This window comes from Pseudomonas mucidolens (assembly GCF_900106045.1).
Classification (GTDB): domain Bacteria; phylum Pseudomonadota; class Gammaproteobacteria; order Pseudomonadales; family Pseudomonadaceae; genus Aquipseudomonas; species Aquipseudomonas mucidolens.
Window position 1 is genome coordinate 5,189,454 of sequence record NZ_LT629802.1, and the last position, 20,155, is coordinate 5,209,608.

At 59.5% G+C, this 20,155-nt stretch carries 22 protein-coding genes; 15 read left to right on the plus strand and 7 right to left on the minus strand.

What is annotated here, in order from left to right; genetic code table 11:
• Positions 1-7: 7 nt before the first annotated feature.
• The gene (gene lptM / locus BLU75_RS23840) at positions 8-169 is read right to left on the minus strand and encodes an LPS translocon maturation chaperone LptM (RefSeq protein WP_084381305.1); all 162 of its coding nucleotides are present in this window, start codon (positions 167-169) and stop codon (positions 8-10) included.
• Between the two features lie 239 nt (positions 170-408).
• Between lptM and cyaY the strand changes: the two genes are divergently transcribed.
• The 3 genes from cyaY to rnk all read left to right on the plus strand — a co-directional run bounded on the left by cyaY (position 409) and on the right by rnk (position 1,512).
• The gene (gene cyaY, locus BLU75_RS23845; protein ID WP_084381306.1) at positions 409-741 is read left to right on the plus strand and encodes an iron donor protein CyaY; all 333 of its coding nucleotides are present in this window, start codon (positions 409-411) and stop codon (positions 739-741) included.
• Positions 742-743: 2 nt separating this feature from the next.
• Positions 744-962 (plus strand): DUF1289 domain-containing protein, encoded by a 219-nt coding sequence (locus tag BLU75_RS23850; protein ID WP_084381307.1) that lies wholly within the window; start codon positions 744-746, stop codon positions 960-962.
• A 142-nt stretch (positions 963-1,104) separates the two neighbouring features.
• A complete protein-coding gene (gene rnk, locus BLU75_RS23855; protein ID WP_084381308.1) occupies positions 1,105-1,512 on the plus strand; it encodes a nucleoside diphosphate kinase regulator in 408 nt (135 codons plus the stop codon).
• Here the strand turns inward: rnk and BLU75_RS23860 are convergent.
• From BLU75_RS23860 to BLU75_RS23870, 3 genes are all read right to left on the minus strand, one after another.
• The gene (locus BLU75_RS23860) at positions 1,509-4,349 is read right to left on the minus strand and encodes a class I adenylate cyclase (RefSeq protein ID WP_084381309.1); all 2,841 of its coding nucleotides are present in this window, start codon (positions 4,347-4,349) and stop codon (positions 1,509-1,511) included. The two genes, rnk and BLU75_RS23860, sit on opposite strands and share 4 nt — an antisense overlap.
• Before the next feature lie 167 nt (positions 4,350-4,516).
• Positions 4,517-4,771: a TIGR02647 family protein gene (locus BLU75_RS23865; protein ID WP_084381310.1), complete on the minus strand. Its 255-nt coding sequence runs from the start codon at positions 4,769-4,771 to the stop codon at positions 4,517-4,519.
• Between the two features lie 182 nt (positions 4,772-4,953).
• A complete protein-coding gene (locus BLU75_RS23870; protein WP_084381311.1) occupies positions 4,954-5,238 on the minus strand; it encodes a hypothetical protein in 285 nt (94 codons plus the stop codon).
• Between the two features lie 125 nt (positions 5,239-5,363).
• On the opposite strand from BLU75_RS23870, the gene BLU75_RS23875 reads away from it, so the two are divergent.
• Positions 5,364-6,023 (plus strand): glutathione S-transferase family protein, encoded by a 660-nt coding sequence (locus tag BLU75_RS23875; RefSeq protein ID WP_084381312.1) that lies wholly within the window; start codon positions 5,364-5,366, stop codon positions 6,021-6,023.
• Positions 6,024-6,083: 60 nt separating this feature from the next.
• Here the strand turns inward: BLU75_RS23875 and argH are convergent, their stop codons facing one another.
• A complete protein-coding gene (gene argH / locus BLU75_RS23880; RefSeq protein ID WP_084381313.1) occupies positions 6,084-7,478 on the minus strand; it encodes an argininosuccinate lyase in 1,395 nt (464 codons plus the stop codon).
• A 549-nt stretch (positions 7,479-8,027) separates the two neighbouring features.
• Between argH and BLU75_RS23885 the strand changes: the two genes are divergently transcribed.
• The 7 genes from BLU75_RS23885 to rsd all read left to right on the plus strand — a co-directional run bounded on the left by BLU75_RS23885 (position 8,028) and on the right by rsd (position 14,420).
• Positions 8,028-8,774, plus strand: a complete 747-nt coding sequence (locus tag BLU75_RS23885) for a LytR/AlgR family response regulator transcription factor (protein WP_084381314.1) — start codon at positions 8,028-8,030, stop codon at positions 8,772-8,774.
• 138 nt (positions 8,775-8,912) lie between these two features.
• On the plus strand, positions 8,913-9,854 hold the full coding sequence (gene hemC / locus BLU75_RS23890) for a hydroxymethylbilane synthase (RefSeq protein ID WP_084381315.1): 942 nt from the start codon (positions 8,913-8,915) through the stop codon (positions 9,852-9,854).
• Positions 9,851-10,618, plus strand: a complete 768-nt coding sequence (locus BLU75_RS23895; RefSeq protein ID WP_084381316.1) for a uroporphyrinogen-III synthase — start codon at positions 9,851-9,853, stop codon at positions 10,616-10,618. The genes hemC and BLU75_RS23895 overlap by 4 nt, the downstream gene beginning before the upstream one ends.
• Positions 10,619-10,637: 19 nt before the next feature.
• Complete coding sequence (locus tag BLU75_RS23900; protein ID WP_084381317.1) at positions 10,638-11,750, plus strand: uroporphyrinogen-III C-methyltransferase; 1,113 nt, start codon at positions 10,638-10,640, stop codon at positions 11,748-11,750.
• A 5-nt stretch (positions 11,751-11,755) separates the two neighbouring features.
• Positions 11,756-12,997: a heme biosynthesis protein HemY gene (locus tag BLU75_RS23905; protein ID WP_084381318.1), complete on the plus strand. Its 1,242-nt coding sequence runs from the start codon at positions 11,756-11,758 to the stop codon at positions 12,995-12,997.
• Between the two features lie 236 nt (positions 12,998-13,233).
• Positions 13,234-13,755, plus strand: coding sequence for a disulfide bond formation protein B (locus BLU75_RS23910; RefSeq protein ID WP_084381319.1), 522 nt, complete (start codon positions 13,234-13,236; stop codon positions 13,753-13,755).
• Between the two features lie 206 nt (positions 13,756-13,961).
• Positions 13,962-14,420 (plus strand): sigma D regulator, encoded by a 459-nt coding sequence (rsd, locus tag BLU75_RS23915; protein WP_084381320.1) that lies wholly within the window; start codon positions 13,962-13,964, stop codon positions 14,418-14,420.
• Between the two features lie 53 nt (positions 14,421-14,473).
• Here the strand turns inward: rsd and BLU75_RS23920 are convergent, their stop codons facing one another.
• Positions 14,474-15,139, minus strand: coding sequence for an FKBP-type peptidyl-prolyl cis-trans isomerase (locus BLU75_RS23920; protein ID WP_084381321.1), 666 nt, complete (start codon positions 15,137-15,139; stop codon positions 14,474-14,476).
• Positions 15,140-15,331: 192 nt separating this feature from the next.
• Here BLU75_RS23920 and BLU75_RS23925 point away from each other — a divergent pair, with 192 nt between their 5' ends.
• Positions 15,332-16,357 carry an AlgP family protein gene (locus BLU75_RS23925; RefSeq protein WP_090221573.1) on the plus strand — a complete coding sequence of 342 codons (1,026 nt, stop codon included), beginning with the start codon at positions 15,332-15,334 and terminating at the stop codon, positions 16,355-16,357.
• Here BLU75_RS23925 and BLU75_RS23930 read toward each other — a convergent pair.
• Positions 16,354-16,818 carry a TIGR02444 family protein gene (locus tag BLU75_RS23930; RefSeq protein ID WP_084381323.1) on the minus strand — a complete coding sequence of 155 codons (465 nt, stop codon included), beginning with the start codon at positions 16,816-16,818 and terminating at the stop codon, positions 16,354-16,356. The two genes, BLU75_RS23925 and BLU75_RS23930, sit on opposite strands and share 4 nt — an antisense overlap.
• A 50-nt stretch (positions 16,819-16,868) precedes the next feature.
• On the opposite strand from BLU75_RS23930, the gene BLU75_RS23935 reads away from it, so the two are divergent.
• The 3 genes from BLU75_RS23935 (at position 16,869) to BLU75_RS23945 (ending at position 20,072) form a co-directional block, all read left to right on the plus strand.
• A complete protein-coding gene (locus tag BLU75_RS23935) occupies positions 16,869-18,779 on the plus strand; it encodes an ATP-binding cassette domain-containing protein (protein WP_090221574.1) in 1,911 nt (636 codons plus the stop codon).
• Positions 18,779-19,351 (plus strand): mechanosensitive ion channel family protein, encoded by a 573-nt coding sequence (locus tag BLU75_RS23940; RefSeq protein ID WP_084381325.1) that lies wholly within the window; start codon positions 18,779-18,781, stop codon positions 19,349-19,351. The genes BLU75_RS23935 and BLU75_RS23940 overlap by 1 nt, the downstream gene beginning before the upstream one ends.
• Positions 19,352-19,439: 88 nt before the next feature.
• Positions 19,440-20,072 carry a LysE family transporter gene (locus BLU75_RS23945; RefSeq protein WP_084381326.1) on the plus strand — a complete coding sequence of 211 codons (633 nt, stop codon included), beginning with the start codon at positions 19,440-19,442 and terminating at the stop codon, positions 20,070-20,072.
• Positions 20,073-20,155 lie beyond the last annotated feature (83 nt).

Consider the following 20,155-nt stretch of genomic DNA (forward strand, 5'->3'; position numbering starts at 1 on the left):
TGTTCCCTTAATTGGTGTCGTGCTTATGCGCTTTGGATTGCGACGATTGCGCCTGCTCATTCGGGTCTTTGCTGTCGTCGGGCAGATACAGCGGGCCTTTTTGACCACAGGCACTGACGAGGCAAGCGACCGCGACGAGCGCAGCAAGGGAAGAGATCAGGCGCTTCATGGCTAAATCCTTGAATATGCATTAATTGCGCCCGAGTATACCGGCCACCCGCTGGCTTGCCTATGCGCCGGGGTACCCGTCCGGCGGGGCTTTGCCGAGTTGGTTGTAAACTTGCCTACAGTAATCAAGGATATTTCACGCGGCTGTGGGGAATGAAATCGGTATCCTTTGCAATCATCGTGACGCGTCCGTATCGTGCGGCGCTTGAGCGTGAGTAGACACTTTTTGAGGTTCCCATCATGAGTTTGACCGAAGCCCGCTTTCACGATCTGGTCGATACAACCCAGCAAATGCTGGAGGATATTTTCGACGAGAGTGACCTAGACATCGATCTGGAAAGCTCCGCGGGTGTGCTTACCGTCAAGTTCGAAAACGGTAGCCAGTTGATCTTCAGCCGCCAGGAGCCGCTACGTCAGCTTTGGCTAGCCGCGCGCTCGGGTGGTTTTCATTTTGACTATGACGAGGAAAGCGAGCGCTGGATGTGTGACAAGAGCGAAGAGCAGTTGGGCGAAATGCTGGAGCGTCTTGTGCGTGAGCAGGCCGATATTGCGTTGGAATTCGAAGGCCTCTGATCGTGACCCAGCCTGCCCCCGCACGGCCGCCCAAACCGCTGTTCAGCAACGTCAGCCCGGCGGTACCGTCACCTTGTATCAGTTTGTGTCGCCTGGACGAAGAAAGAGTCTGCGTCGGCTGCTTTCGCCATGTGGAAGACATCCGGGAATGGCGTTCTGCTGATGATCAGCGACGCCGATTGATCGTGGCCCGGGCCGAACAGCGCAAGGCCGATGCTTGACCGTCGGGTCAGTCCGTCTTGTTTATTTACTGTGCTGTGGTAGTGTCCGGGTACGCCTCAACTCATCGAGGTCCGTGAGAACCCCGCCTTTTCCTGGCGGGGTTTTGCTTTTTTGTGCAGAAAAAAGGAGTCTGCCTGAATCATGACCGCACCTTCCATCATCCTCACCCGCCTTGACGTACAGCGTCTGGAGCACCTGATCGACCGCTTGGGCGACGAGTTTCCTGGTGTCGAAGCGTTGCAAGCCGAACTCGACCGCGCAGACGTGGTTGGCCACGATGAAGTACCGGCAACTGTCGTGACCATGAACGCCAGCGTGCATTGCCGTGAGCAAGGCAGCGGCAAGGACTATCACCTGACCGTGGTCTACCCGAAAGACGCGAACGCCGACGCAGGCAAGATTTCGATCCTGGCGCCGATGGGCAGCGCCTTGCTGGGTTTGCAAGTCGGTCAACACATTGACTGGCCGGCGCCGGGCGGCAAGACCCTGAAGCTGGAGCTGCTGAGTGTCGAAGGCCAGCCCAAAGACGGCGGCGCTTTCCCGCTCTAAATCTGCTCCAGCGCGCCATTGAGTCCCTGTTCCAGCTGCGCCTTGTAGCGTAAGTACAGATTGCTCGGGCTCTGCACATCACCGAGTAGGCCCGACAGGTCCAGGTCGGTGATGTAGCAACGATAGCGTTCGGGCTCCCGGCGCTGCCCGACGATTTCCCGGGCAACCACTGCAAACAATTGGTCACCGAATTCCAGCTCGGAAAATTCCCGTTGATCGCAGTACAGGGTAACGCTGACCTGGCCCGGCGTGCCTTTGCCAATAATCGCCTGCACGTCGTAAAACGGCTTGTTCGCCGGCGTTTGTGGCGCGGGTCGTGGTTCAACCCGGCGCGCGCGTCCGCTACCCGATGGCAATAGCCGGTAATACACAATCTGCACCGCAGCCAGCGGCTGTTGCGGGTCCAGCGGTGACAGCGCGTCACGTCGATAGATGGTCGCTTGCAGGAAGCGCTGCAATGGCACCAGCAGGCTTTGCTCGTCGTGGAACGGCAAGCGCTGTTGCCACAGTGCGTTGAACTCGTCCAGGACATACAGCTCGGCGAAGCCTTCGTTGATGCGGTAGAACACCTGCACACACTCCGGCAGCCCCATGGGCAACAGCACCGCCAGGTCGTGGTCTTGCAATGCCATGGCGTCCAGGTGCAGCGGGCTGTAGCTGGCCAATTCTTCGCAGAGGTACTCCACCAGCGCCTGCTCGCTGGTCAGCGGCACGTGGTTGGCTTGTCCCGGCGTCAGCTCCATCACGTGGTAGTGCTGCTGCACCTGGATCAGGTACCGATGGTTGAGTCGGCTGAGCAGCAGGTTTTGCGCAGTGTCGAAAATTTCCTCTACCCGTTGTGCAATGAATTGCGCACGGTTATGACAGAAACAGCGCACGCGTAGCCGGGGCAGGTGATCGCCCGGCAGTTGATTGAGGTAGTCACGCAGGCAATCGAGCAGGGCGTGAGGCCCGTCATAACGACTGACCATTACCTCGTTCCAACTGTTGAGGGTGACGTGATCCAGGGTCAAGACCAGGTTTTCCCTGACGCCGGCGTAGCTCAGGGAGTCGGTGCGCTCGGTGGTCATCAGGATATTCAAGTCGCGGTGATGCTTGAGCGGATCGACGCCGACGTTGACCAGTAACAGCACCTCCTCGGGGATTGCCGTGCGCAGCAATCGATCTTCTTCGACACTGGCCAGGGGCAAGGCAATGGTTTGTTGCAAGCTGCCCAGCAGATTGAACAGCTCGAATTCGGTCAAGTCGCTGGCGCCGGGGTGCAAGGCCAGGCGAGTGCTGCTGTCGATGACACCGTTGCGATGGCACCACGTAAGCATTTCCAGCAGGTCACGGCTGCGCTTGATCGGCGCGAAGTGCTCCCACTCCAGCGCGGTCAGGCTGCCGTTGTACAGGCCCCAATGGTGCTGGCCCGGCTCCTTGCGGTTGGGGGAGTGGACCAGGGTCAGCGTATCTTCGGCCAGGTCCGGGGCAATGCCGGGGTTGATGAATTCGACCTTGCCGGCTTTGCGCTCAAACGCGGCGTAGAGGCGTCGGCCCAGAACATTGAGGTCGCGCTTGTTAATCAGGCTGACGGTCTGCTCCGTACGGGCGAATTGGGTCAGGAAGCGATAGCTGTAATTGAGTTCGTTGACCAAGGCCCGGCGCTCGGAGGCGACCTGGCGGACCTTCCACTGGCTGCGGCTATCGAGCAGTGTCAATTGCCGTTGATCCCAGCCCCATTCGCTGGCCAGTCGCTCCAGCAGCGAGCGTTGCCAGCCTGGCGTGCGCTGGCCCGCACTGAGTTTGCGGTTGACCTTCAGGTACAGGCTGCGCCGTACCAGTTCCAGGCGCTCGGGCTCGTTGCGGTCCAGGAGGTATTCTTCGATGCGACGGTAGACCACGATGTAGGGGTCCAGCTCGTCAAGGTCCAGATGATTGGTGAATACGGCACGCTTGAAACGCAGGCTCAGGCATTGCACCTTGGGGTGTTCGCTGGCGTAGACCTCAGTCAGCAGCAGCTTGAGCACGGATTTATAGGGAGATTCGATGCCCTTGAACAGTTGCCACAGGCCGGCGCCGACAAATTCGCCGGGCGGAATGTTCGCCAGGTGTCCCAGGTCGAGCGTTTCGTCCGCGCGGATAAACCGTTTGGAAATCAGGGCGTGGGTAAACTCGGTGTAACGGCTTTCTTCATCGACGGGCACCAGCCACCAGATGGGCGTGCGTCCGGCCAGCCAGATTGCGGTGCGATAGAACTCGTCCAGCAGCAGGTAGTGCTGGGTGGTGCCGCAGTCATCGGAACTGAGTTGCGTGTCGCGATCACCCTGGATAAACCGGTTCGGTTCAACCAGGAAGAAGTGGACTTCAGCGCCCATGGTCTGCGCCCACGTCTCCAGCAGCTGGCATTTCTTGCGCAGTTCGGCCAGTTCCTCCTCCTGCAGATCCCCGGCGTGGCAGACCCACACGTCCATATCACTTTGATCCGCCTGGGCCAGCGTACCGAGGCTGCCCATCAGGAACAGGCCGTGGATGGGACGTGGCGGATTGCCGTGGCGAGTCTTATAGGAGAACGAGCGGGTCAGGCGCTGGGCTTCGGCCAGGACCTGAGCATCCGGTTCATAGTTCGACAGCCCGGCCGGCGTGCTGCCCGAGACATAACCGGGCAACAGCGGATGATTCACGTGGAAAAATAATGGCAGCAACGCCAGTACGCTTTGCTGGCGCGGTGTCAGGCCCTCGATGGCCCGGGCCATGCGGCCTTCATTCAGGCTCAGGAAGCGCGCGCGAAGGCGGGCCAGGACCTTGCGGTCAATGCCTTCGTCCAGGTCGGGGCGAATTTCGTGGGTGTTGGTCATGTCGAACTCGGCAGCTCGCGGAGCCCGGCGTGGGCGGCCGTTTTGAAGTCTACAGACAGAAGCGTAGGAGGTTTAAGGGGAATTTGTTTTTGAAGTCAGAATTTTACCGAAGGCGCAGGTATGCCCGCGGAATCCGTGAAAGAGGATCCCGTGGGCGATAGACGGTATCAGGCGGTTTCTTTGGTGTTGGCGGTGGTCAGGATCGTCAGCAATGTCTGGGCCTGTTCCGCGGCATCCCGACCCAGGCTGGTCAGGTAGCCACCGTCTGGTTGGTCGATCAATTCTTTATCGAACAGGCGCTTGGCGGCGGCAATCGCAGAAGGTGCAGCGGTCTGATGGACTTTCAAACCTTCCTGGGAGTTGCCCAGGTTGAAAAGTGCAAGGATTTCCAGTTCGGCAACCAACTCAGGGGTATACGACATAAGGACTCCGGACGTTCTAGGAATTGTTAGACGCTTGCAGCCCATAAGGTGAACGCACTTGAGCGAACTGTCCAGTGTGTGAGCGCGGGCTTGCTCGCGAAGAGCATTAACATTGACGCGGGGCAATTGGAGTCGTGCGGCGTGCAGGGGTTTTCGCGGGCAAGTTGGTTGCTACACAGCGCTTATTGCTTCTGCGGCGGCAATTCCGGCAGCGCGCGCAACGCGGTTTCATACCATTGGGTATCGAACGCGCGATCTTCAGCCAGCATCGCGTCGATTTCAAAGGCAAGTACATGCGCCATCAAATTGAGGATGTCTTCGCGCTCGTAGCCCACCAGGCTCAGCTTGTTGAAGGTGGCTTTGGCGGCAGGCGGAATATCGCTTTCGATCTGGTTTTCGATCGCTTGAATCAACGTCGATTCGGTGAATTCTTCTTCGTCATTGTCAATATCGGTGGGCTCGCTCATGGCAGGCTCCTGTCAGGATAGGGCGCCAGTTTACCCCCATTCAACTCGACGATGCTGCTGGTCAGGCGGCGTTTTACGTTCTATAACCAACCCGCCAACCCCCGCACGGCCTGGAGGCATTTGTAATGCTCAAACTCTACGGATTTTCGGTCAGCAACTACTACAACATGGTCAAGCTGGCGCTGCTTGAAAAAAGCGTACCCTTTGAAGAAGTGCCTTTTTTTGCCGGGCAAACCCCCCAAGCCCTGGCAGTGAGCCCGCGGGGCAAGGTACCGGTGTTGGGCGTCGGACAAGGATTTATCAACGAAACCAGCGTCATCCTCGAATATATCGAGCAGACGCAGTCAGGACCTTCGCTGCTGCCTGCCGATCCGTTCCAGCGCGCCCAGGTATTGGCGTTATGCAGGGAAATCGAGTTGTACATCGAGCTGCCAGCCAGGGCCTGCTATGGCGAGGCGTTCTTTGGAATGACGGTGCCGGAGGCCATCAAGGACAAGGCCAAGGCCGAGTTATTGCTGGGAATCGCTTCGCTGGGGCGGCATGGGCGGTTTGCGCCGTATGTGGCGGGGGAGAGTTTTACGCTTGCTGATCTGTATTTCATGTACAGCGTGGATTTGGCCTGTGCGGTCGGTGGCAAGCTGTTTGGCCTGGATCTGCTGGCAGAATTGCCGAAGGCCAAGACCCTGCTCGACACATTGCAGAAAATGCCCAGCGCTCAGCGAGTGGCGGCGGATAAGGACGCGGCGATGCCAGCTTTCATGGCGATGATCGCGGCGAAGAAATAATCCCGGACGCCTCGGACACAAAATGTGGGAGCGGGCTTGCTCCCACATTTGATCGAGTTGTCAGCGGCTGGCGAGCAACGCTTGGCCGCGAACGACAGCTGCCTTGACCTGCGCCGGAGCGGTCCCGCCGATATGATTGCGGGCATTCACCGAGCCTTCCAGGGTCAGCACCGAAAACACATCCTGCTCGATCTGGTCACTGAACTGACGCAGTTCTTCCAGGCTCATTTCCGCCAGGTCCTTGCCGGTGTCCACACCGTATTTCACGGCGTGGCCAACGATTTCGTGGCAATCACGGAACGGCAGGCCGCGGCGTACCAGGTAGTCGGCCAGGTCCGTCGCGGTGGAGAAGCCGCGCAGGGCCGCTTCACGCATGATCGCGTGCTTGGGTTTGATCGCCGGGATCATGTCGGCAAAGGCGCGCAGTGAGTCGCGCAGGGTATCGGCGGCGTCAAACAGCGGTTCCTTGTCTTCCTGATTGTCTTTGTTGTAGGCCAGGGGCTGGCCCTTCATCAGGGTCAGCAGGCCCATCAATGCGCCAAACACTCGGCCGCTCTTGCCGCGTACCAGCTCGGGAACGTCAGGGTTTTTCTTTTGCGGCATGATCGAGCTGCCGGTGCAGAAGCGGTCAGGCAGGTCGATGAATTGGAACTGAGCGCTGGTCCAGAGCACCAGCTCCTCGGAGAAGCGCGAAAGGTGCATCATCGCAATGCTGGCCGCAGCGCAGAACTCGATGGCGAAGTCGCGGTCCGAAACACCATCCAGGGAGTTGCCGCCCACCGCGTCGAAACCCAGCAGTTGCGCGGTGTATTCACGGTCGATCGGGTAGGTGGTACCGGCCAGCGCGGCGCTGCCCAGGGGCATGCGGTTGGCGCGCTTGCGACAGTCCACCAGACGCTCGTAGTCGCGGCTGAGCATTTCGAACCAGGCCAGCAGATGGTGTCCGAAGGTTACAGGTTGCGCGGTCTGCAAATGGGTGAAGCCGGGCATGATGGTGTCCGATTCACGCTCGGCCTGCTCCAGCAAACCTTGTTGCAGGCGGGTGATTTCAGCCAGGATCAGGTCGATTTCGTCGCGTAGCCACAGGCGGATATCGGTGGCGACCTGGTCGTTGCGGCTGCGGCCGGTGTGCAGTTTCTTGCCGGTCACGCCGATGCGATCCGTCAGACGCGCCTCGATATTCATGTGCACGTCTTCAAGATCGACGCGCCAGTCAAAGGTGCCGGCCTCGATTTCGCCACGGATGGTGGTCAGGCCGTCGATGATGCTGTCGCGCTCGGCGTCGGTCAGCACGCCGACCTTGGCCAGCATGGTGGCGTGGGCGATGGAGCCCATGATGTCGTGACGATAGAGGCGCTGGTCGAAGTTGACGGAGGCGGTGAAGCGCGCGACGAAGGCGTCGACGGGTTCACTGAAGCGGCCGCCCCAGGACTGGTTGGTCTTGTCGGTGCTCATGGATTCGCTCGTGATCTGCTGAAAGAGGACGTGAAAGTGTGTCGCCGATAATAACAGGGTTGCCCCAGGAGGCGTTGATACAGCGTGCTGGCATTTTTATTTGCTTGCAGGCTGGCAAAGTGCCTTGCCGTCGAGCGCGTCCGGGACGAGACTGGAGAGCGCCCGTAGCAGAAAATTGACGCGGTGGCTGTGTGAAGTATCGCCTCGGTGTTTATTGAGACGATATTTGACGATTGAGCAATATCGTCTTCATGAGCGTCTACAGTTGGACTGACAGAAGGTTCAACGCACCAATGTCAGGTGATGAGGTCGAACTCCAGGCAAATCATTAGAAAGGGGGGTGTTCGTATTGTGTATCAACAAACCCTATGACGATGCGTCGCAGCATCGGGTTTTGGGCGCTATTGGACAGGTACGGATAAATATTGCTGCCGCTCTTGGGGCACTTTTTACCGCTCACGCTAGTCTTAGCGTGGATCGCCGTGACGGAAGTCACCGCACCTGTCTACGCTATCCTTGTGCGAGACTCACGCAGGAATCCAGCGCAATATGAATGTCCTGATCGTTGATGACGAACCCCAAGCCCGCGAACGACTGAACCGTATGGTCAGCGAACTCGAGGGATACAGTGTCCTTGAGCCGAGCGCCGCCAATGGCGACGAGGCATTGGCCTTGATCGAAAGCCTTAAGCCGGACATCGTGTTACTCGATATCCGGATGCCTGGCCTGGATGGCCTGCAAGTGGCCGCTCGCTTGAGCGAGCGCGAATCTGCGCCTGCGTTGGTGCTGTGCGCCACCCAGGATGAGTTTTCCCTGGAGGCGCTGCAAGCCAGTGGCGCCAGCTTTCTGGTCAAGCCGGTGAGCGCCGATACGGTGCTCAAGGCTCTGAAAGGCGCTGAACGCCCCAATCGTGTCCAGCTTGCAGCGCTGACGCAACCCGCGGCCCAAAGCGGCAACGGTCCGCGCAGCCATATCAGTGCCCGGACCCGCAAGGGCATCGAGCTGATTCCGGTGAGCCAGGTGATCTATTTTATCGCCGATCACAAGTACGTGACCTTGCGTCACGAGGCTGGCGAAGTACTGCTCGACGAACCGCTCAAGGCTTTGGAAGACGAGTTTGGCGAACGCTTCGTGCGCATCCACCGCAATGCATTGGTGGCTCGCGAACGTATCGAACGCCTGCAGCGCACGCCCCTGGGACACTTTCAACTGTTCCTCAAAGGGCTGAATGGTGATGCGCTGATTGTCAGCCGGCGACATGTCGCAGGTGTGCGCAAGATGATGCAGCAGCTATGACCTGAAGGTTGCTGCGCCACCTTTCACTCGAACTCCGGTACGGCGAGGCCAGGGAGGCTCCGCACTTGCTGATTCAAATCAAGGCGAATCTGTCTGAGCTGTTATTATCTGCCGTATCTATTCAGTACGGATTGATCCATGTCCTCTCGCGAAATCCGCATCGCCACCCGTAAAAGTGCCCTGGCCTTGTGGCAGGCCGAATACGTCAAAGCACGTCTTGAACAGGCCCATCCAGGGCTCAAGGTGTCCCTGGTGCCCATGGTCAGTCGCGGCGACAAGCTGCTCGACTCGCCGCTGTCGAAAATCGGCGGCAAGGGGTTGTTCGTCAAGGAGCTGGAAACCGCGCTGCTGGAAAATGCAGCCGATATCGCCGTGCACTCGATGAAAGACGTGCCGATGGATTTCCCCGATGGCCTCGGGCTGTTTTGCATCTGCGAGCGTGAAGATCCTCGTGATGCCTTTGTCTCCAATACCTATGCATCTCTTGATGATCTGCCCCTGGGCAGTATCGTCGGCACCTCCAGCCTGCGTCGCCAGGCCCAATTGCTGACCCGCCGCCCGGACCTGCAGATCCGCTTCCTGCGGGGCAACGTCAATACGCGCCTGGCCAAGCTGGACGCTGGCGAATATGACGCAATTATCCTGGCGGCGGCGGGGCTGATCCGTCTGGGCTTCGAAGACCGTATTACCTCGACCATCAGCGTCGAAGACAGTTTGCCTGCCGGTGGCCAGGGCGCGGTAGGTATTGAATGCCGCACGCTCGACCGCGAAATTCATGCATTGCTTAAACCCCTGGATCACCACGACACCGAAGTGCGGGTCACCGCCGAGCGTGCGCTGAACAAGCACCTCAACGGTGGCTGTCAGGTGCCAATCGCCTGCTACGCAGTGCTGGAGGGTGAAAACCTGTGGCTGCGAGGCCTGGTGGGTGACCCCGAAGGTGGCACCTTGCTCACCGCAGAGGTGCGTGGGCCGCAGTCTGAAGCCACGGCATTGGGTATTCAGGTGGCCGAAGAACTGCTCGAAAAAGGCGCCGGCGTCATTCTGCAAAAAGTCTATGGCGAGGCCGGCCCGCAGTGACTGGTTGGCGCTTGCTGCTGACGCGGCCTGCCGAAGAGTCGGCGGCCCTGGCGGCGACGTTGTCCGATAATGGCATCTTCAGCAGCAGCCTGCCCTTGCTGGAAACCGAACCCTTGCCTGCCACCGCCGATCATGAGGCGATTTTTCGTCGCCTGGAGCGTTATTGCGCGGTGATCGTCGTCAGCAAGCCGGCTGCTCGCCTGGCCCTGAGTCTACTGGAACAATGCTGCCCGCAACCGCCGGCTGTGCCGTGGTTCAGTGTCGGTGCGGCGACGGCGCAGGTGCTGGCCGCGCATCGCCTGGACGTGAGCTATCCCGAGCACGGCGATGACAGTGAAGCCTTGCTTGATTCACCGCGGTTGCGCGAGGCTATCGCCGTCGCCGATCCGCGTGTGCTGATTGTGCGTGGCGAGGGCGGGCGCGGGCTGCTGGCTGAGCGCTTACGTGACCAAGGTGCTAGTGTCGATTATCTGGAGTTGTATCGCCGTTTTCTCCCGGCCTATGACGCAGGCACGCTGACACGGCGCATCGATGTGGAACGCTTGAACGGCCTGGTGGTCAGCAGTGGGCAGGGTTTTTTACATCTGCAAACCCTGGCTGGTGTCGATTGGCCAAGCGTGGCACGGTTACAGTTGTTCGTGCCCAGTCCGCGTGTTGCCGAGATGGCACGCAATGCGGGCGCGGAAAAAGTTGTGGATTGTCGGGGCGCCAGCGCTGCGGCTTTGCTAGTGGCGTTACGGAGCCAGCCCGTTCCCACTCTCTAATAACGCAAAGGATGGACATGTGAGCGAAACAGCCTTGCCTAAAGATGAAGCTCAACCCGCGCTTGATGCGCCTGTTGAAACACCTGTCATAGCGCCTCGCCGTGGCAACGGTTTGGCGATTTTCGCCTTGTTGCTGGGTGCCGCCGGCCTTGCGGCAGGTGGTTGGGGGATCTGGCAGGTCCGCGCCCTGCAAGCGAGCAGCCAGCAGCAGTTGGGACAGGTACAGAACCTGGATCAGCAGGCCCAGGGCATCAAGCAGGCTCAACAGCAGTTGACCGCGCGCCTGGCCCAGTTGCCCGGTGCTGATGAGTTGGAAGAGCGCCGTCGGTTGGTTGCGCAACTGCAGGGTGATCAACAGCGCTTGAACCAACGTCTGGAAACCGTTCTGGGCGCCAGCCGTCAGGACTGGCGTCTGGCCGAGGCCGAGCACCTGCTGCGCCTCGCCAGCCTGCGCTTATCGGCGTTGCAAGATATCAACAGCGCGCAGGCACTGGTCCAGGGGGCGGATGAAATCCTTCGCGAGCAAAGCGATCCAGGTTCGTTCGCGGCCCGTGAACAGTTGGCCAAGAGCTTGGCGGCGTTGCGCAGTATTGAGCAGCCCGACCGTACCGGACTGTTCCTGCAACTGGCAGCGCTACGTGACCAGGTGGTGCAACTGGCAGCCGTTTCTCCCGAATATCAGCTTCAGGATGCCCCGCAAGAGCGGCAGAGCACCGATACTGACAATCGTTGGTCCCAGTGGTGGGAGCAGATTTCCCGCTATTTCCGCATTGACTTCAATCCGGATGACAACATTCGTCCACTGCTTGCCGGCCAAGGTTTGAATCAAGTGCGCCTGGCCCTGAGCCTGGCGCTGGAGCAAGCGCAATGGGCAGCCCTCAATGGCGAGCCCGCGGTCTATAGCCGTTCCCTGAGCGAGGCCCGCAGCGTCTTGCAAGACAACTTCAATCAGGACAATCCGCAGAGTCAGGCGATGCTGGCGCGTCTTGCCGAACTTGAGCCCAAGGCTGTCTCGGTGATCACCCCGGATCTGGCGGCGAGCCTGTCTGCGGTGCAGGCCTACCTCGAACGTCGTCATCTGTCTGCCGATGAAGCCAAGGCTTCTGCTGGCAAACCGGCGACTCAGGAGTAAAGCCGATGAAACGCTTCTATGTGGTCCTGGTGCTGGCGATTGCAATTGCCCTGGCGCTGGCGGTGGGCATTTCGAAACACACCGGCTATGTGCTGATTACCTATCCCCATGTGCTGCATTACGAGTCCGGATTGTGGTCGACTTTGGTGGCGTTATTTGTCCTCGGCCTGGCGATCTATCTGCTGCGCGTGCTGCTGAGCCTGGTGACGACCTCCGGTGGGGTGGTCAATCCTTGGTCGCGGCGTAATCGCACCCGGCGGGTTCAGGTGGCGATCGAGCAAGGTCAGATGGACCTGGCAGAAGGGCGCTGGGCCAGTGCCGAGCGTCACTTGCATCGCGCCGCTGAAGCTGAGCGCCAGCCATTGCTGTACTACCTGGGTGCGGCACGGGCGGCCAATGAGCTGGGTCGCTACGAAGAGTCGGACAGCTTGCTGGAGCGCGCCCTGGAGCGACAGCCTCAGGCCGAGCTGGCGGTGGCCTTGAGTCATGCACAGTTGCAGGTGGATCGTGGTGACACTGAGGCTGCCCTGATCACCCTCACCGCCATGCATGAGCGCCATCCGCACAATGTCCAGGTGCTGCGTCAGTTGCAGCGGTTGCATCAGCAACGGGGTGACTGGTCGTCAGTAATCAAGCTGCTGCCGGAGTTGCGCAAAGACAAAGTGTTGCCGCCCTCGGAGCTGGCGGATCTGGAACGCCGGGCATGGGGTGAGAACCTGAGCCTGGCGGCCCAGCGTGAGGAGCGAGGTGAAGCCGGTCTGCAATCGCTGGAGCGGGCTTGGCAGCAATTGACCTCTGCCCAGCGCCAGGAGCCGCAGTTGGTATTGGCTTACGCCGAGCAACTACGCCAGCTGGGTGCCGATGCCACGGCTGAAGAAGCCTTGCGCGGGGCGATCAAGCGCGGGTATGACAGCCACCTGATCAGGCTCTACGGCTTGCTGCGCGGCAGTGATCCGGCGCGGCAGTTGAAGTTCGCCGAAGGCTGGCTCAAGGATCATCCAGGTGATGCAAGTCTGCTGTTGACGCTGGGCAGACTGTGCCTGCAAAACAGTTTATGGGGGAAAGCGCGGGACTACCTCGAGAACAGTTTGCACGTTCAGCGTAACCCTGAAGCCTGTGCCGAGCTGGCGCGGTTGCTTGCCCAGTTAGGTGACACCGAGCGCAGCAATCAATTATTCCAGGAAGGCCTTGGCCTGTTGGACAGCCGTCTGCTGGCTTCACCGTTGCCAGTACCTGCGCGGGTTTGAAGTAGGAAGACTTGTGGGGTTGGCTCGGAAGTCTCTGACAGCCAACCCTTCAAAGCCTCCATCTCAGCAGGATTTAAGGGGGGCAGGGTAGATTCTTACATCGGACTACGTAAAGTTACCCTCTCTCTGACGGGATATCCCTACACTCTCGCGGAATTGTCTGCTCCAACGCGTATTGAAAGGGGTAAGGCCTTTCCTCTACCGTAACTACCTATCTCTTGCGTTGCGGATAAACAATGTCTTTGGTCCCCTCACGCTCCTTGTTCTTCCTGGCATTCATGGCCGGTGCGCTGACCTTGGGCGCATCCTTTTATCTGGAATACGGGGCGCTTTTGCGCCCTTGTTTCCTTTGTTTGATTCAGCGCACTCTGCTGGCTGTCTTTACGCTGATCAATCTGGTGGCGGCGCTGCATGGCCCCAAGCGTTCGGGCATCTATCTGTATTGGTCGGCCAGCATGCTGTGCGCGCTGTTGGGGGCCATAACCGCGGTGCGTCAGGTTTTGTTGCAAAACATCCCTCCTGATCAGTTGCCCAACTGCTGGCCCAGCCTGCAGTACATGATCGAACACCTGTCGCCGTGGCAAGCCTTGCAACTGGCCTTCAAGGGCACCGTCGACTGCGCGGAAATCAACTGGACGCTGTTCGATTTGAGCATTCCTGAGTGGAGTCTGCTGTTCTTCGTGGCGATGCTGATGCTGGGAGCAACACAGGTCTCGCGCTTGCTGTTCCGTCAGAGGTTTCGTTTGGCGAGGTACTGATTAGTTACCTTGGGCCGTAGGACGGGATTAAACACTTGTATGAACTTTCTGTCCTGCGTACCTTGAAGCCATAGTCATGCGGGCATAATCTGGCCCGCACGGGTTATTGAAACAGTTTGTTCGATGCGGCTTTGTCCGGTTGCCGCTTTATCCTTGAAGTGTTGCGCGGGCATACAACGGCACCGCCCATAAGGGAAGAGATCATCATGCTGGAAAGTTGTCAGAATGCTCAGGAACGCTGGGGTGGGGTGCACAAGCTGATCGACAGCTGGTTGAAGGCACGTCACGAACTGGTTCGGGCCTTTGATGCACTCGGCGCCAAGCCCGAGGCATTGGCTGAGAATCGCAAACCGCTGCAAGAATTCTGTGAAGTGTTGGTGGACTACGTGTCTGCCGGGCATTTCGGTGTCTACGAGCAACTGACCAAGGAGGCGGAGGCCTTTGACGATCAGCGTGGTCTGGACTTGGCCGACACCCTCTATCCACGTATCGATGTCATCACCGAGAAACTGCTGGCGTTCACCGACCTGTGTGATGCCGGAAACTGTGTCGCAGAAAAGTTCAAGGAATTGGGCGCGCTGCTCCATGAGCGTTTCGAGTTGGAAGACTGCCTGATCGAAGTGCTGCATAACGCCCACAAGGAAGAGCCTGCAACCCAGGCTTGATCCTCAGCGGTGGAGATAAAAACGGTGCGCATGGCGCACCGTTTTTCGTTGGGTCAGTGACGGCTATCGAGCAATTCAATCTCGAATACCAGCGGCGTATAAGGCGCAATCAACTCGCCGGCCCCGTCCGCCGCATAGGCTTGCGCCGATGGAATCACCAGGCGCCATTTCGCACCTGTCGGCATCTGTTGCAACGCGTTCCGCCAACCGCTGATCACGCTGTCCAGGCGAAACCATTGGGGTTGTGTGCTCTGATCGAAAATCGTCCCGTCGGGCAAGCGTCCAACATAGTTCACTTGCACCTGATCATTGGCCTGTGGTTTTTGCCCGCTGCCAGGGGCAAGTTCGGTCAGCAAGATGCCGTCAGTCAATTCGCGAACGCCAGCTTTGGCTTTTTCCGTGGACAAAAACAACTGCTCGGCGGCGAGGGCCTTTTCACTTTCCGGTACCTGAGCATCGATGCTGGCCTGGGCTTCATGTTGTGCGAGGATTTGTTCGATGCGGGCGTCATCCAGGGCGAGTGGTTTGCCTTGATAGGCGTGTTCAAGGCCTTCGAGCAAGGCGCGGATCTGCAGGTCGGGAACCTCCAGGCGCAGGCGTTCACCGAGACTGGCACCTAAGCTGTAGGCCAGGTCATGGCTGTCTTTGGAAGAGGTTTGCTCGCTTGCGTCGGTCGCTGAAAAGGACAACATCAAGATGAAAAAAAGGTAACGCGACATGGGTATTCTCCAGCCGAAAGTGCGGTGGATTATGCCAGTGTGCATGAGCAAAAACCGGAGCGGTTCTTCGTTATATCGATAAGAATTTTTGTGCAGTGCAACGCGAGGCATTCGATACTGTCAACATGCCCTAGCGGCGGTAAGAGCAGAGGGCTAGTATGAGCCGCACCCACGTCAGCCAGGAGGTAAACCATGTCGGCCAAACAGAAGCCTGTAAATACCCCATTGCACTTGCTCCAACAACTCTCGGGCAGCCTGCTCGAACACTTGGAAAGTGCTTGCTCCCAAGCCTTGGCTGATGCGGAGAAGTTGCTCGCCAAGCTGGAAAAACAGCGCGGCAAGGCTCAGGAAAAACTGCATAAATCCCGTACCAAGCTGCAAGATGCCGCAAGCGCAGGTAAAGCCAAGGCGCAAACCAAAGCCAAGGGCGCGGTGAAAGAACTTGAGGACTTGCTCGACGCCCTCAAAGATCGCCAATCCGAAACGCGCGCCTACATTCTGCAGCTCAAACGCGATGCTCAAGAGAGCTTGAAGCTGGCTCAGGGCGTTGGACGGGTGAAAGAAGCGGTGACTAAGGCGCTGAATACGCGTACTCCGGCTAAAGCCGTAGCTGCCAAGGCCCCGGCAAAAACCGCGGCCAAGCCAGCGGCTAGAACCGCTGCTGCAAAACCTGCGGCCAAGCCAGCGGCTAAAACTGCTGCTGCAAAACCTGCAGCCAAGCCAGCGGCTAGAACCGCTGCTGCAAAACCTGCGGCCAAGCCAGCGGCTAAAACTGCTGTTGCAAAACCTGCGGCCAAGCCAGCGGCTAGAACCGCTGCTGCAAAACCTGCAGCCAAGCCAGCGGCTAGAACCGCTGCTGCAAAACCTGCAGCCAAGCCAGCGGCTAGAACCGCTGCTGCAAAACCTGCAGCCAAGCCAGCGGCCAAACCAGCTGTTGCAAAACCTGCGGCCAAGCCAGCGATTAAAACCGCTGCAGCAAAACCTGCAACCAAGCCAGCGACTAAACCAGCTGCTGCAAAACCTGCGGCCAAGCCAGCGGCTAAAACCGCTGCTGCAAAACCTGCAGCCAAGCCAGCGGTTAAACCTGCGGCAACCGCAGCGAAGCCGGCTACCTCGCCAGCACCTGCCGCGACTCCGGCAGCGTCCACCGCGCCAGCCGCTCCGGCCGCCAACCCTGCTGCGCCGACACCAAGCACCACCCCAACCAGCGCTTCCTAAGTGCTGGCGATCGCGGCGCGCAGTTGATGCAGCGCGTCGCGGTCGAGGTTGGCGGCTTCTGCCGCCAGTTCTTCAAGCCAGGGTTCATGCCCGGCCATTGCCCCTGTCGGCCATGTCAGCGTCTGTTCGTGCAAGCGTGACAACAACTGCCGTTCGGCGTCCAACTCCAGGCTTTTGAGCCGTTCACGCAACACCTCCAGTTCAACATCGTGTTGCGCCGTGGCGCGCCATTGTTTGCGTAGTCGACGCAGGGGTTCGATCACCTGTGCCTGCCAGGGCCGTGCAATCTGCTTCAAGGCTTGCAAGCGCATGGCATCAGGGGCGACGCCACGCTGTTCCAGCCACAACCCGCAGAGCAACAGACACACATCGGCCCCTTGCGCCTGCAAGCGCAGGCATGAGTCTTCAACGCCCGGGCGGGCGTAAGTCGAGAGGGCAAAGCTCCACAGGTCAGCGCACATATTCCTACCCAAGCCAGCGGTCAACGAAGCTGGTAGACTCCGCCGCCATTATGATCCGACTTCAAAGCCTAACATTACAGCGTGGCCCGCAACGTCTTCTCGAAGACGCCGAGCTGACCCTGCACGCCGGTCACAAAGCCGGCCTGATCGGTGCCAACGGCGCCGGCAAATCCACGTTGCTCGCCTTGCTGTTGGGTGAGCTGACGCCCGATTCGGGGGATTGTCAGCTGCCGGCCGATTGGCGCATCGCCCATATGCGCCAGGAGATCGATACCCTGGATCGCATCGCAATCGACTACGTGCTCGATGGCGATCTGCGCTTGCGTCAGGTGCAGCGCGAGCTGGCCGAGGCTGAAAAGACCCAGGACGGCGCCGCGCAGGCGCGCCTGCACGCGGAGCTGGACAGCGCCGACGGTTACACTGCCGATGCCCGCGCGCGCAAAATGCTCGCCGGTCTCGGGTTCACCAACGAACAGATGGATCGTCCGGTCGCCGACTTCTCGGGTGGCTGGCGCATGCGTCTGAACCTGGCCCAGGCGCTTATGTGCCCCTCGGACCTGCTGCTGCTCGACGAACCGACCAACCACTTGGACCTCGATGCGATCCTGTGGCTGGAAGACTTCCTGAAAAGCTACCCCGGCACCTTGCTGCTGATTTCTCACGACCGCGATTTCCTCGACGCGGTGGTCGATAACATCGCCCACGTCGAGCAGAAGAAAATTACTCTCTATCGCGGCGGCTACACCGCGTTCGAGCGCGCCCGCGCCGAACGCTTGGCCCAGCAACAGCAGGCTTTCGAGAAGCAGCAGGCGCAACGTGCGCATATGGAAAGCTATATCGCGCGGTTCAAGGCCCAGGCCACCAAGGCCCGCCAGGCCCAAAGCCGGATCAAGGCCCTGGAACGCATGGAAGAGCTGTCGGCGGCCCATGTCGATTCACCCTTCGACTTCGTGTTTCGCGAATCGGTGAAAATTTCCAGCCCGTTGCTCGACCTGTCCGACGCTCGTCTTGGATACGGCGACAAAACCATCCTGGAGAAGGTCAAGCTGCAGCTCACGCCCGGTGCGCGGATCGGCCTGCTCGGCCCCAATGGCGCAGGCAAGTCGACGCTGATCAAGAACCTGTCCGGCGAGCTGCAACCGCTGGCCGGGCGACTGACCCGTGGCGAGAACCTGGTGGTGGGTTACTTCGCTCAGCACCAACTTGACTCTCTGGATGCCAAGGCCAGCCCGTTGTTGCATTTGCAGCGCCTAGCCCCCACCGAACGCGAGCAGACTTTGCGCGATTTCCTCGGTGGTTTCGACTTCCGTGGCGCGCGCATTGATGAGCCCGTACTGAATTTCTCCGGTGGCGAAAAAGCCCGTCTGGCCCTGGCGCTGATTGCCTGGGAACGGCCAAACCTGTTGCTGCTCGACGAACCCACCAACCACCTGGACCTGGAAATGCGCCTGGCGCTGACCATGGCTTTGCAGGAGTTCAGCGGTGCGGTGCTGGTGGTGTCTCACGACAGGCATTTGCTCAAGAGCACCACCGATAACTTCCTGCTGGTGGCCGATGGCAAGGTCGAGGAGTTCGACGGAGACCTGGACGACTACGCTCGTTGGCTGACGGACTATCGTTTGCGTAACGCGCCGGTCAGCAACACGCCGGTCAACCCGGACAAAACCGACAAAAAAGCCCAGCGCCAGGCCGCCGCGGCCTTGCGTCAGCAACTGGCGCCGCACAAACGCGAAGCCGACAAGCTGGAAGCCGAGTTGGGCAAGGTTCACGAACGCTTGGCCAGGATTGAAACCAGCCTTGGCGACAGCGCGGTGTACGAAGCGGCGCGCAAGGATGAACTGCGCGACTTGCTGGCCGAACAGGCCAAGCTCAAAGTTCGCGAAGCGCAACTGGAGGAGAACTGGATGGAAGCCCTCGAACTGCTGGAAAGCCTGCAAGCGGAGCTGGAGGCGTTATCCTGATGGAAACTCTGCAATTGATGCTGCCAGCGCACTGGGTCGCGCCGTTCTGGATCGGTGTGCAAATTCTACTGATCCTGTTGGCGGGTTATCTGACCCAGCGCTTTGTCGCCAAAGGCCTGACGCGCCTGGGCGAACGCTATCCGTTCCCGCCGCAGTTGCTGATGCCGCTGCGCGGTGGCCTGCGCTGGCTGATCATGGGCAGCGCACTGATTTTTGTGCTTGGGCGCCTGGGCGTTTCGGCCACGGTGCTGTGGACCGCGCTGTCGGGTTTTGTCGCCGTTGCGGCGGTGGCGTTCTTTGCCATGTGGTCGGTACTGTCCAACCTGCTTTGTGCAATTCTGATTTTCACGGTGGGGCCGTTTCGCCTGGGGGATCTGGTCGAACTGGTCGATACCGTTGACAAGCCCGGCGTCAAAGGCCGTGTGGTGGCGATCAACTTGCTGTACACCACGCTGATCGAAGTTGAAGAGGCGGGCACCGACAGCGCCATGGTGCAAGTGCCCAATAGCTTGTTTTTCCAGCGTTCGGTACGCCGCTGGCCAGGCACGCATGTGTTTCCGAGCGACCGTTGATGTTCGCATCGGGTAAAAATCTATAGCCAACTTTCAGTCCGCGGCGTTAGCGTAAGGCCCAACAGCAAACTCCCGATTGAGGTGTGTAATGGCGCTCGAAACATGGCTGGCCTTTTTTGCCGCCAGTTGGATCATCAGTCTCTCTCCTGGCGCGGGCGCCATCGCCTCGATGTCCAGCGGTCTGCAATACGGTTTTCTGCGCGGCTACTGGAATGCCTTGGGCTTGCAGTTGGGCCTGGCGATGCAGATTGCCGTGGTGGCTGGCGGTCTGGGCGCGATTCTCGCGGCGTCTTCCACGGCGTTCTACGTGATCAAATGGTTCGGCGTTGCTTACCTGGTCTATCTGGCCATCAGGCAATGGCGTGCGTTACCGGCAGACTTGAGCGATGACACCGCCGTGCGCCCCATCGGCAAACCTCTGGCAATGATGTTCCGTGGCTTTCTGGTGAACGCCAGCAACCCCAAAGCCTTGGTGTTCATGCTGGCGGTGTTGCCACAGTTCGTGAACCCGCAGGCACCGTTGTTGAGCCAATATCTGATCCTGGGGGCGACGATGATCAGTGTCGACATGATCGTGATGGCGGGCTACACCGGACTGGCGTCGAAAGTCTTGCGCCTGTTGCGCACACCGAAACAGCAGAAGCGCGTGAACCGCACGTTTGCCGGGTTGTTCGTCGGCGCTGCGGCCTTCCTGGCCAGCTTGCATCGCGCAACGGCCTGATCGACCCTGTATCGTGAATCAAGCAGACTTGCCGGCGACAGCAACTGACGCCTGCCAAGCCCTCAAGCCCGCCGCCGAGGAGT

Bases quoted from the DNA above. Each gene is read 5' to 3' on its own strand.
- BLU75_RS23870 (WP_084381311.1), bottom strand. From the start codon at position 5,238: ATGAGCGAGCCCACCGATATTGACAATGACGAAGAAGAATTCACCGAA.
- BLU75_RS23860 (WP_084381309.1), bottom strand. From the start codon at position 4,349: ATGACCAACACCCACGAAATTCGCCCCGACCTGGACGAAGGCATTGAC.
- BLU75_RS23925 (WP_090221573.1), top strand. From the start codon at position 15,332: ATGTCGGCCAAACAGAAGCCTGTAAATACCCCATTGCACTTGCTCCAA.
- BLU75_RS23935 (WP_090221574.1), top strand. From the start codon at position 16,869: ATGATCCGACTTCAAAGCCTAACATTACAGCGTGGCCCGCAACGTCTT.
- BLU75_RS23865 (WP_084381310.1), bottom strand. From the start codon at position 4,771: ATGTCGTATACCCCTGAGTTGGTTGCCGAACTGGAAATCCTTGCACTT.
- BLU75_RS23910 (WP_084381319.1), top strand. From the start codon at position 13,234: ATGTCTTTGGTCCCCTCACGCTCCTTGTTCTTCCTGGCATTCATGGCC.
- lptM (WP_084381305.1), bottom strand. From the start codon at position 169: ATGAAGCGCCTGATCTCTTCCCTTGCTGCGCTCGTCGCGGTCGCTTGC.
- BLU75_RS23930 (WP_084381323.1), bottom strand. From the start codon at position 16,818: ATGTGCGCTGACCTGTGGAGCTTTGCCCTCTCGACTTACGCCCGCCCG.
- BLU75_RS23875 (WP_084381312.1), top strand. From the start codon at position 5,364: ATGCTCAAACTCTACGGATTTTCGGTCAGCAACTACTACAACATGGTC.
- BLU75_RS23940 (WP_084381325.1), top strand. From the start codon at position 18,779: ATGGAAACTCTGCAATTGATGCTGCCAGCGCACTGGGTCGCGCCGTTC.
- rsd (WP_084381320.1), top strand. From the start codon at position 13,962: ATGCTGGAAAGTTGTCAGAATGCTCAGGAACGCTGGGGTGGGGTGCAC.
- cyaY (WP_084381306.1), top strand. From the start codon at position 409: ATGAGTTTGACCGAAGCCCGCTTTCACGATCTGGTCGATACAACCCAG.
- BLU75_RS23920 (WP_084381321.1), bottom strand. From the start codon at position 15,139: ATGTCGCGTTACCTTTTTTTCATCTTGATGTTGTCCTTTTCAGCGACC.
- BLU75_RS23885 (WP_084381314.1), top strand. From the start codon at position 8,028: ATGAATGTCCTGATCGTTGATGACGAACCCCAAGCCCGCGAACGACTG.
- hemC (WP_084381315.1), top strand. From the start codon at position 8,913: ATGTCCTCTCGCGAAATCCGCATCGCCACCCGTAAAAGTGCCCTGGCC.
- BLU75_RS23945 (WP_084381326.1), top strand. From the start codon at position 19,440: ATGGCGCTCGAAACATGGCTGGCCTTTTTTGCCGCCAGTTGGATCATC.
- argH (WP_084381313.1), bottom strand. From the start codon at position 7,478: ATGAGCACCGACAAGACCAACCAGTCCTGGGGCGGCCGCTTCAGTGAA.
- BLU75_RS23905 (WP_084381318.1), top strand. From the start codon at position 11,756: ATGAAACGCTTCTATGTGGTCCTGGTGCTGGCGATTGCAATTGCCCTG.
- rnk (WP_084381308.1), top strand. From the start codon at position 1,105: ATGACCGCACCTTCCATCATCCTCACCCGCCTTGACGTACAGCGTCTG.